Raw genomic sequence first — 10,428 nt, forward strand, 5'->3', positions numbered from 1 at the left:
ATATTTTAGACGTTAAAAGTGATTCATTTAGTATTGCTACCATCAAAAACGAGGCAATAATAATGTTTGGTAAATTAAAAGAAAAAGCAACTCAGTTAGCTGCAGACAAAGTTGGCGGTAATAGTATTGATGAGATAATGCAGGCGCATTGGCCAAAAATAGAAGCTATTTTAGTCGAGAAGTTAGTCGCTGTAGCAGGCGATAAACTCAACCAGCCTGGCTATATCGATTCTTTTTTTGAAAACGGCTACGAGTTTTTACCAGCGCCAGTACGAATGATGCTGCCAAAAGAAAAATTTGTCGCTTACTGTGTTACTAAGAAAGAACCTTTACTTCTTAAAGCGAATGAGAAGTTAGCAGCACTCGCATAACTGTTAAGGCGTAATTTAAGTTATTACGCCTATAGACAGCTGTAAAAGAGACGTTAATCGCTAAAGCTGTGTATTAGCGTCTCTTTATTTTCCTCGATACAACTTCAACACCTGTTCTATATCTCCCCGCAACCGCATTTAGTGCTAGCTCTAAAGCATTTTCAGCAATCAGCTCAAATTGCTGAGGTAATGATTGAATTTTGTTGGGAAGAAAGTCTAATAGGCGATTATCACCAAATGTCGCTAGTTGGGTTTTAGTGAGTAATTCAGGCTGAGTCAGTAAGCCATCTAATATTCCTTCAAACAAAGTGTAGGATGTTGCCAAAATCGCATCTGGCATCGTGCCTTGCTTAATCCATTCCTTAACGATGCGAAACCCTTCCTCCTGGCTAAAATGATCACCGTAAGCCGTCTGTACGGTTACATCATTAGCGTGTGCCCGAAGGGCAGAGAAGAAGCCTTGCTCACGCTCAACTGAAACACCAAGATCTTTAACTGCGCCTATGATGCCAATACTTGTTAGTGGTTTGCGCAGTAGAGATTGAGTGAGTTCGTAAGCGCCTTCAAGATCTTCACTGATCACACTAGCAAAGACTTCATCATCTAACGCGCGGTCAATGGCAATAACAGGCACGCCACCAGTTTGGATTTTTTTATAAAAGTCGTTATCAGGCGAAAGGGCACTGGCCACAATGAGTGCATCTATTCGTCGACTAAGTAAAGTGTCAGCGACTTTCATCTCAGTTTCTGGATCGTCGTCAGAGCATGAGATGATTAGTTGGTAGCCTGCTTTACGCGCGTCGCGCTCAAGTAACTTAGCTAACTTGGCATAACTACTATTCTCAAGATCTGGGATGATCAAACCAAACGATCGGCTGCTACCTGCGCGTAAAGACGTCGCTGCGTGGTCTGGCCTGAAGTTATGTTCATTAACGATAGCCATTACTTTTAGCTGTGTTTTTTCACTAATACGGTATTTGCTGGCTTTCCCATTGATGACATAACTTGCCGTTGTTCGTGAAACCCCCGCAAGTTTTGCAATTTCATCTAGCGTCATTTTCTATCTCTAACAGGAATAATTGTGCGGTTGATCAAAATTTGGTAACTGATCACTCTACTAGTGTTTGCAATCATAGCTGAAAGGTTTCAGCATGTCAGCTGAAAGGTTTCAGCAGAGATGGAGAACTCTCTCAGATTGTGCTGAAACTTTTAATTTTGCTTTTTGCTGAATCGTTTCAGCTTGTGGTTCAGCTTTAATTAGCGATTCCAACGAGGGACTAAAGTTGGGGGGAGGACGAGCTAAAGAGGCGATTCGCTATTCTTATAATTACAGCGTGTAGTAGCTGCCCTTAAGTAAAGGGGAGTGCAAAAACGTAAGAGGATGAACACATGTTATCGCTTTCGACAAACGACATTCAGCTAGATCAATTTGCCGACAATAAAGAACAAGCAATTAAGGCTTTGGCTAGCGGGTTAGAACAAAGTGGCCTTGTTGCGACTGGGTATGTGAATGGCATGCTGGCACGCGAAGCGCAAAACTCAACTTTTTTGGGTAATGGCATTGCGATACCGCATGGTACGACAGATACCCGAGGGTTAGTTAACAATACGGGCGTTAAAATTCATCACTTTCCGCAAGGGGTTAACTGGGGTGATGGTAAAACAGTTTACCTTGCGATAGGTATTGCGGCTAAGTCAGATGAGCACTTAGGCATTCTTAAACAGCTCACAAAGGTACTTTCAGCTGATGGCGTTGAACAAAAATTAAAAGAAAGTCGTAGCGCAGAGACCATCATTGCGATCCTTAACGGTGATGCTCAGCTTGACGCAGACTTTGACAATAGCTTGGTACTGCTTGATTTCCCCGCGACAGACTTATTGCAATTGACTGCTGTAGCAGCGGGCTTGATCAAAAATAAACACGCGCTAGGTGCTGAGGGTGTTGCGAATATGGTGGCAACAGAACCGACTTATTTAGGGCAAGGTCTGTGGTTGGCAAAAACAGATATAGCAGTGACTCGTACTACCTTGTCTTTTGTTAAGCCATCACAACATTTTGAACAAGACGGTCAGCCAGTAAATGCTTTGTTAGCGGTTGCTGCTTGTAACAGTGCTCACGTCCAAAATTTAAAGCATTTAACAAACCTGCTTTACAACCAGCAAGTGAGCAAGTTGCTAACGTCAGACAGCGATAAAGTGATCTCGCTACTAACAGAAGAAACACTAGAAGGTTCTGAGGCGACATTCCAGATCCGTAATACGCATGGGTTACATGCGCGTCCGGGTGCCATGTTGGTAAGTACCGCTAAAGGGTTTGAATCTAATATTCTTGTTGCCAACCTTGACGGTGAAGGTAAGTCGGTAAATGCGAAAAGTTTAATGAAAGTAATCGCATTGGGCGTTAAGCATGGCCATAAATTACATTTTACAGCGCAAGGGGCTGATGCAGACGCTGCATTAACTGCAATTGGTGAAGCTATCGCAAATGGTTTAGGGGAGGGCAAATAATGTCAGTGAAAAACCTGAAAGTCGTCACTGTGACGTTAAACCCTGCTTTGGACTTAACTGGTTCCCTTGAAACCTTGAGCGCAGGTAGCGTTAACTTAGTTCAACGCGGCTCGTTACACCCTGCTGGTAAAGGCGTAAACGTCGCGAAAGTGCTTGCTGAGTTGGGTGCTGAGGTAACTGTGACTGGTTTTTTAGGTGCGGATAACCAAGCGCCTTTTTGCCAATTGTTTGAATCAATAGGCTTGAATGATGCCTTTGTACGTGTAGCAGGAGCTACGCGTATTAATGTAAAAGTGGTTGAAGACTCAGGCAAAGTTACCGACTTGAACTTCCCTGGCGTGAATGTAACAGAAGCGGATATTGCTCAGTTTGAGCAAGCGTTGTTAGCACTTGCACAAACACATGATGTGTTTGTGTTGGCTGGTAGCTTACCGCAGGGCGTGTCACCAGAAAAATGTGCGCAATGGATTCGCCTGCTTCAAGAGCAAGGCAAACAAGTGCTATTCGATAGTTCAAAAGCGGCATTAGCTGCAGGGCTTGAGGCAACACCTTGGTTGATCAAACCCAACGATGATGAATTAGCGGATTGGGCTGGAAAGCCACTGACAACACTTGCTTCTATTACCGAGGTTGCTGAAACGATCTCAAATTTAGGGGTCCGTAATGTTGTTGTATCGCGTGGCGAGCACGGTGTGACGTGGCTAGATCAAGATGGTTGGCTCTCTGCTAAACCACCAAAAATGAATGTAGTCAGTACTGTAGGTGCGGGCGACACGCTAGTGGCTGGCATGTGTTGGGGTCACTTAAATCAATGGAACAAAGAACAAACATTAAAATTTGCGACGGCTTTATCTGCGTTAGCTGTGGCACAAGTTGGTGTTGGCGTTGATAGCTTAGAACGTGTTGAGCAGTGTATGGAACAAGTACAACTCGCATAGAACGATAGTTAGCTTATACCAACAAATATTTATCCAGTAACGTAAATATAATTACGTAAAAAATAAAAGAATCAGAGGGTTTTGATAATGAAAGTAGCCATAGTGACAGCTTGCCCAAGCGGTATTGCAAATAGCGTCATCGCTGCGGGTTTGCTTGAAAAAGCAGCGGCAGAATTAAAATGGACGGCAAATATTGAGTGTCAGTCAAGTGTCGTAAGTGGTAATACACTTACCGCCGAACAAATCGAAGCAGCGGACTGTGTCATTGTTGCTGCTAATCGCACTATAGATTTGAGCCGTTTCAAATCGAAGAAAGTGTATCAATCTGATATTTCAGCGTGCCTAACATCGCCAAAAACATACCTAGAAAATGCGATTAGCCAAGCCGATGTGTTGGCCGTCATTCCACAAGTAGATGAAAATCAAGCTTCTAACAATAGTATTAAGAAGATTGTTGCTATCACTGCGTGTCCAACAGGTGTTGCTCATACTTTCATGGCGGCGGAAGCGCTGGAAGAAGAAGGCAATCGTCTTGGACACCATATTAAAGTGGAAACACGTGGTTCTGTTGGTGCTAAAAACCAACTGACAGAATCTGAAATTGCAGATGCTGATTTAGTGATTATTGCTGCTGATATCGAAATTGATATGGCGCGTTTCGCAGGCAAGAAAGTCTATAAAACCAGTACAGGTTTAGCACTTAAGAAAACAAAACAAGAGCTTGAAAATGCTTTTGAGAAAGGGGCTACGTATCAACATGATGGAAGTTCAGCAAATAGCGCGAGTACATCAGGTGAAAAAACAGGTGCGTATAAACACTTAATGACAGGCGTTTGTGATTAATCAAGAATTTTTTTTTGTTAGTTTTAATTGGGTGGGTGGGTGACTGAGCCCATGTACCAAGGACTTTGCCTCATTACTCAAAAATAATAGCTCAAAAAATTGCGACTAACGGCCATATTCCAAATAGCCCTCAATTCACACACGTTGATCCACTCAGAATTCCCCAAGTTAGCAATCTCACAACTAGGCGTTACCAATGAACTGATATTAAATCGTTAGACTTAAATTGGGTAGGTAGGTGGGTTGGTAGATACTCTCATAAGATTCAACACAACCAGACCCCGAATGTATAATCGATGCTTTCTTAGCAAACGAGATAGGACATATGGCATTCCCATCATCAGCGGCAGGCCATGAAGCCCCCCCGATTTTGTGGTTATCAGGAGGATCGTCTTCTCACGATTTCGATCCCGATAGGTAAAATACCAATCTTCATTACATTGTCAGAGCCGCTACTTTATTCAGGCTCCTAGGTTCACCTGGTGATACAGATGGTTCACTCGTTGAGCGGTGAACAGCGCTTCATACGACCTCACGTCGCACGCCCCATAATTTGTTAGTATTAATACTGACACGAGCTTTATTTATTCGAGTTTTCCATATAAAAACTAATGTGAGTAACTTACGCCAGACCAGACGCTTTTCCTTACCATGCTTACGGGTTTTCCACTCTCCTTCGCCAAAAACCTTAAGGCCTGTGGCATCAATAACAACATGAGCAGCGGGGGGGCACAGCTCCGTAAGCGATAAGCCAAGTTGACGGTTTTAGCCCGCTTTCTAATGCAGCTATAGTCCGGTGAAGCCAAGGGAACATCCATCTACTTAAACAAGAAATTAATAAACCCTTCGGTGACTCGCAGTGAAAGGCAAAAAAAGCTTTCAGCATCAGGACGACTTCAATCGCTGGTCAGTAAATTGAAAGCCGCGTCCCCGCCAACATGATGCTGGTGGTATAGCCAACCTTTGATGGGCGCTTCATCAACCCAAAAGGTCAATGAGCCGCGATTACGCAGCTCTGGTTATAATCTGGCCCGTTAGTGATGCAGCGCCTAGCTTTGCCCATGTTGAAATGGTTAAAAAGGATCTAGCTAACAATGAAAGTTATACATCCCATTGATTTATTATAAATTATTGATGTAATCTTAACAAATTCTAGCCACTCATTGTTTGATGGGTTCGCATTACATGACGAGCGCTTATGACATATTCCACAGTGACCTGTAGTCACTGCGGGTGAGAGGTATTGTCAATGAAACGAACAGAGGTAAGGGATGGCACGGAAAACTTTTTTTTCCTTCCATTATCAGGAAGATGTGTGGCGAGTCTGGAATGTCAGGAATTGCTGGGTCGTCAGCAAGGATCAAGAGGCGGAAGGGTTCTATGACGGCAGTGTGTTTGAAGCTTCTAAGAAGGAAAGTGATGAATCGCTCAAGACCTTCCTTCGTAATGGTCTCAAGAACACCTCAGTGACGTGCGTCCTTGCCGGTCAGTATACCGCTGCTAGGCGGTGGGTACGTTACGAGATTGTGCGCAGCGTATTGAAAGGCAATGGGCTGCTCACGGTCGATATCCATGGCGTAAGAAATAAAGAGAAGAAGCTTGGTGTGAAAGGTACAAACCCACTGGATGAAGTGGGTGTCTATCTCGCCAACGGCAAGATTTATTTTGCGGAGCGAAAGAATGGTAAATGGGTGAAGTACTCGGATTACTCCTCCGCCATCCCCGCCTCTGATCTGTGGTTTGACGCCCCTACCAGTAACGTTGTTGTCAAACTGTCCAAGTATTGCAAGAGATACGACTTCGCAGCTCAAAATGGCCGAGAAAACATCGCAGACTGGATTGAAACCGCAGCTAAATTGACCGGTCGCTGAAAACGCGCCCTTGGAAGTACTAGCTGGTAGAACTCGACATTTTAGATAATTTAGGTATTACACATGGCAACTACACGGCGTCTGTCCGGAGTCAGGGTTCACCTGTCCGGCTCGAACAAAGAAATGCAAGAAGACATTGCGGATTTCGTGCAGAAATTTGCAGCGAAAATCTTCAGTGAAGGGGGCTCCATTGTCCATGGGAGCCATCCGTCGTTCATTGAGCCACTGCGTAAAGCTGCTGAGAGTTTCATCCAAGCCGGTGGGAGCAAGGGTGCACTTACTCTAGTGCGGGCGAAGAGCTACTCAACTGACGAGTACACTGCTGAAATTGAAGAGCAAAGAGCATTCGCTTCTGTAGAGATTGTTCCTGCAGATAACAGCGATGGCCAGGCTGCAGACGGCTTGACCCCAATGCGTGATTGGATGGCTGAACGTTCCGATGTAGTCATCTGCGTCGGTGGTGCATGGTGGGACGTTAATAAAGTAAAAGCAGGCGTCCCCAATGAGCTAGATACAATGCTTGATCTTGGAAAGCCTGGCTTTGTTGTTGCGGGGTTTGGCGGTGCTATCGCAGGCTATCTCGAAGAAGATCCTTCATTGCTATCTCGTTTGCGAAACGGACTATCTCACGAGGCGAATGCGACCATTGCCAACAGTACATCGGTTGAAGAAGTCGTAGGTTTGATCGCCAGTCAGTTGAAAAACCTACCGCTTACTCGCCGTAACGTATCGCGAGGCCGAAACTTCCGCATCTTGGCGCTAGACGGGGGAGGGCTTAGAGGCACATTCACTGCGGCGGTATTGGCCAAGTGGGACGACATGCTAAAGGCCGGTGGTGGGAATGACCTGATTTCTCACTTCGACTTGGTTGCTGGCACATCCACGGGTGCGATCTTGGCTATTGGGCTGGCTATGGGCTTGACGCCACGTGAAATCCTTGAGTTTTACAAAGAAAATGGCCCTCAGATTTTTCCGAAGGATCGGAAACTGCGGCACTGGCTCAAATCCAAGCATGACTCAACGACACTTCGAGGCTTGCTGACAGATGTGTACGGGGACAAAACGTTAGAAGCAGATTCCCTCTGTCGCCTAGTGATTCCAACCGTGAGAGCAAAGCACGGTCAGGCAGAGGCGATCGTTACCCCACATAGCCCAGATCGTACAGCTTATCGAGGTATTTTGGCCGTCGACGCTGCACTGGCTTCCTCCGCTGCACCTACCTATTTTGATGAGGTTACCATCGATGGAGCTGTTGCATTGGAGACATTTCTAGATGGTGGTGTTTGGGCCAACAACCCTATCCTCCCAGCACTGGCGGAAGCGGTTCGGTACCTGAAGATCCCTCTCGACAGAATCGATGTTCTGAGTATTGGTACACTCAGCAGCGAAAGTGACTTCACCGAACAGCTCGGGAAGGGCAAGGCTGGTTGGGCTCCTCACAGCGTGGATCTATTTTTTGCAGCCCAAGAGCATGGTGCTCTGGTACTAGCGGAGAGCTTCCTAGGCCCGACGCGTCACGTGCGAGTTAACCAGCTGACCCCTGACGAAATAAAAATGGATGACGCCGAGGCTATCCAAGAGATGGTTCAACGTGGCAATGACGTTGGGAAAGATCACTTTGCGGAGGTACGTTCCAGATTCTTTGACGGTCAACATGTTGAACCGTGGGAGCGGTACTGAAAATGTACGGGCGCTTGGGAGATAGTTTCGAAGCCCCCGTTTGGTTGCTAGCGTTTAAGCGAAACTAATAGGGAGGCTGTCATGTCATTTATCTATCACCTTGCTGTCATGGGGGCACCCTCGGCAGAGCAAATATCCGAGCTTGAAACGGCTGTAGCTGATGCGGTTTCTAAGTTTGGCTTGAGGTTGGGCCAGGAGATCGGCTGGGAGGTAGTTCCTGGTGACTTCTCTCCTCATCAGCAACGATCGGCTGCCGTTGTATTTTTCGGCGGAGTAGGCACGGATCATCCCAGTCTACTACGTTTGCTGCGAAGTGGTGTTCCTGTTGTCCCCGTCGTGTCTGACCTAGGTCGAGTTACCACGGAAGTCCCGGAAATACTTCGGTCATTGAATAGTTTGTCATATGCAAATGGTGGAGCAAGGCGGGTGGCCAGTGCGCTCTTGGAATGTGCAGGTCTGCTTCCGAAGCAACGTCGGGTCTTTGTCAGTTATCGACGGGACGAGGCTAGGCAGGCGGCGCTGCAGATGTTCGACGCGCTTTCTGCCAGGCATTTCGAAGTTTTCCTAGATACCCACAGCATAGCACCGGCAGAAGATTTTCAGACCATGCTGTGGCACAGGCTTTGCGATTCTGATGTGTTGTTGATGCTCGACACGCCTGACTATTTCAATAGTCGATGGACGGCAGCAGAGTTTGGAAGGGCACTTGCCAAAGGCATTAGCGTTCTTAGAGTTGGGTGGCCTGAAGCCGAGTGCTCCGCTCGCTTGGCAACTGCAAGCCTCGCTGAGCTTGATACAAGCGAGCTAGATGTTAGCTCAGGACGGATTAGTGATTACGCGATTGATCGTATCTGTCTTCAGCTTGAGGAAGTTCGTAGCAAAAGTCATGCGGTGAGAACCGTTAACCTAGTGAGCAATCTGCGAATAGGCATTGAGAGTATAGGTGGCGAGGTGATTGGTATGGGCACCGGTCGAGGGATTCGAGTACGTCTTCCAGATGACCGGATGGTTGTCGTCTACCCAACGGTAGGTGTGCCGACCTCCACGACAATGCACGAAGCTTCAATGAACTCTCCTGACGAATCCGTGGCCATACTCTATGATCATGTAGGCTTACATCCTCAGTGGTTGAGCCACCTTGACTGGCTGGGCCAGTACATTCAGGCGGCGCGCTGGGTTAAGGCTTGTGAAGCAGGCTGGCAATTTGCAGATTGGAGGGCATAGAAATGGGGGCGATTTTCCTTTCAGCAAGTATCCCTATGATTGGGCGTGGTCACTACTATGAGAGCGCTGACCCATTTCTTATCCAGTGCGCCGTTCGCGAGCTGGCCATTGCTACCGTCCGGCGATACAAGATTGTGTGGGGCGGCCATCCTGCAATTACCCCTATGATTTGGAATATCTGCGAAGATCTTGGGGCTGACTATGCAGATTCAGTGAGCCTCTATCAAAGCCGCTTTTTTGAAGGTCGCTACCCGGAAGAGAACCAACGGTTTGACAACGTAGTTTACACCGATTCCATTCCCGGCGATGTCAAGGCTAGCCTAAAGCTGATGCGAGAACAGATGCTCTCTAGGGAAGATTTGATCGGAGCCGTATTCATTGGAGGGATGGATGGAGTTGAGGCCGAATACGAAATTTTCAGGAGGTTCAATCCTGACGCTTTCGTTCTTCCAGTTGCCGCACCAGGTGGCGCAGCGCTTGATCTTGCTCGCGATAGCGGTGATTTCACTGAAGATGAACTCGAAAATATTGATTTTGCGACGCTTTATAGTTTGTATTTGCCTACCCAATAGTGCTCTTGTGAGGCCAAGCATTTTTCTGTTCTACGTGTGAGTCGTATCGGTTTTTTTGCTTGGCTTCTTGGTGGTTTTTCCTATATCAGGAAAGGCAATATCGCGAATTTTAAAATGAAGTAAGGTTAAAAGTTAGAAATAGAAGTCTCCACGAATTCCTCATGATTTAAAGAAGAAGGAAGCACTTGAGTGTATTCGCTAAGATTATGATTCCTTTAGTACTCCTGACTTACATCACTAAAATAGTCGAAATTGGTTAATTATGGCAGGCATTGTAAAGAAAAAATACCACTCAGAAACAAAAAGGTTACAGAAGTTATTTACCAGGCCTTTGAAATTAATCTCAGAAGCTTTACCTGTTGAATATGATAGATATGTATTATTGAAATTATTTAAAGAGTTATTTCCACTAGTGTGGGAC

8 protein-coding genes and 2 pseudogenes are annotated in these 10,428 nt (G+C 46.1%); 8 read left to right on the forward strand and 2 right to left on the reverse strand.

The genetic code is table 11. The features are described from left to right. A partial coding sequence (locus tag ASV53_RS19885) for a hypothetical protein (protein ID WP_239928866.1) occupies positions 1-371 on the forward strand: 371 nt, incomplete at its 5' end. A gap of 73 nt (positions 372-444) precedes the next feature. Here the strand turns inward: ASV53_RS19885 and cra are convergent. Next, complete coding sequence (cra, locus tag ASV53_RS19890) at positions 445-1,428, reverse strand: catabolite repressor/activator (protein WP_094958380.1); 984 nt, start codon at positions 1,426-1,428, stop codon at positions 445-447. Between the two features lie 332 nt (positions 1,429-1,760). Here cra and fruB point away from each other — a divergent pair, with 332 nt between their 5' ends. The 3 genes and pseudogenes from fruB to ASV53_RS19905 all read left to right on the forward strand — a co-directional run. Next, positions 1,761-2,879 (forward strand): fused PTS fructose transporter subunit IIA/HPr protein, encoded by a 1,119-nt coding sequence (fruB, locus tag ASV53_RS19895; protein WP_094958381.1) that lies wholly within the window; start codon positions 1,761-1,763, stop codon positions 2,877-2,879. Beyond that, complete coding sequence (gene pfkB / locus ASV53_RS19900) at positions 2,879-3,817, forward strand: 1-phosphofructokinase (RefSeq protein ID WP_094958382.1); 939 nt, start codon at positions 2,879-2,881, stop codon at positions 3,815-3,817. The genes fruB and pfkB overlap by 1 nt, the downstream gene beginning before the upstream one ends. Positions 3,818-3,904: 87 nt before the next feature. Continuing rightward, positions 3,905-4,651: pseudogene (locus ASV53_RS19905) on the forward strand (PTS fructose-like transporter subunit IIB); the annotation flags it as partial. A 573-nt stretch (positions 4,652-5,224) separates the two neighbouring features. Here ASV53_RS19905 and ASV53_RS26035 read toward each other — a convergent pair. Continuing rightward, positions 5,225-5,723 (reverse strand): annotated as a pseudogene (locus ASV53_RS26035) (IS5 family transposase); the annotation flags it as partial. Positions 5,724-5,931: 208 nt separating this feature from the next. Here ASV53_RS26035 and ASV53_RS19915 point away from each other — a divergent pair. From ASV53_RS19915 to thcA, 4 genes are all read left to right on the forward strand, one after another. After that, positions 5,932-6,531 carry a TIR domain-containing protein gene (locus tag ASV53_RS19915; protein WP_094958384.1) on the forward strand — a complete coding sequence of 200 codons (600 nt, stop codon included), beginning with the start codon at positions 5,932-5,934 and terminating at the stop codon, positions 6,529-6,531. A gap of 285 nt (positions 6,532-6,816) precedes the next feature. Beyond that, positions 6,817-8,211 carry a CBASS cGAMP-activated phospholipase gene (locus ASV53_RS19920; RefSeq protein WP_439126496.1) on the forward strand — a complete coding sequence of 465 codons (1,395 nt, stop codon included), beginning with the start codon at positions 6,817-6,819 and terminating at the stop codon, positions 8,209-8,211. 81 nt (positions 8,212-8,292) lie between these two features. Beyond that, entirely contained in the window at positions 8,293-9,435 is a 1,143-nt protein-coding gene (gene thcB4 / locus ASV53_RS19925) for a Thoeris type III anti-phage system protein ThcB4 (protein WP_094958386.1), read from the forward strand. A 2-nt stretch (positions 9,436-9,437) separates the two neighbouring features. After that, positions 9,438-10,007, forward strand: a complete 570-nt coding sequence (thcA, locus tag ASV53_RS19930; RefSeq protein WP_094958387.1) for a Thoeris type III anti-phage system protein ThcA — start codon at positions 9,438-9,440, stop codon at positions 10,005-10,007. Positions 10,008-10,428 lie beyond the last annotated feature (421 nt).

Origin of the sequence: Photobacterium sanguinicancri (assembly GCF_002265265.1) — a bacterium.
Classification (GTDB): Bacteria; Pseudomonadota; Gammaproteobacteria; order Enterobacterales; family Vibrionaceae; genus Photobacterium; species Photobacterium sanguinicancri.

Coding starts and splice junctions, on each gene's coding strand:
- fruB (WP_094958381.1), top strand. CDS start 1,761: ATGTTATCGCTTTCGACAAACGACATTCAGCTAGATCAATTTGCCGAC.
- ASV53_RS19915 (WP_094958384.1), top strand. CDS start 5,932: ATGGCACGGAAAACTTTTTTTTCCTTCCATTATCAGGAAGATGTGTGG.
- thcB4 (WP_094958386.1), top strand. CDS start 8,293: ATGTCATTTATCTATCACCTTGCTGTCATGGGGGCACCCTCGGCAGAG.
- thcA (WP_094958387.1), top strand. CDS start 9,438: ATGGGGGCGATTTTCCTTTCAGCAAGTATCCCTATGATTGGGCGTGGT.
- pfkB (WP_094958382.1), top strand. CDS start 2,879: ATGTCAGTGAAAAACCTGAAAGTCGTCACTGTGACGTTAAACCCTGCT.
- cra (WP_094958380.1), bottom strand. CDS start 1,428: ATGACGCTAGATGAAATTGCAAAACTTGCGGGGGTTTCACGAACAACG.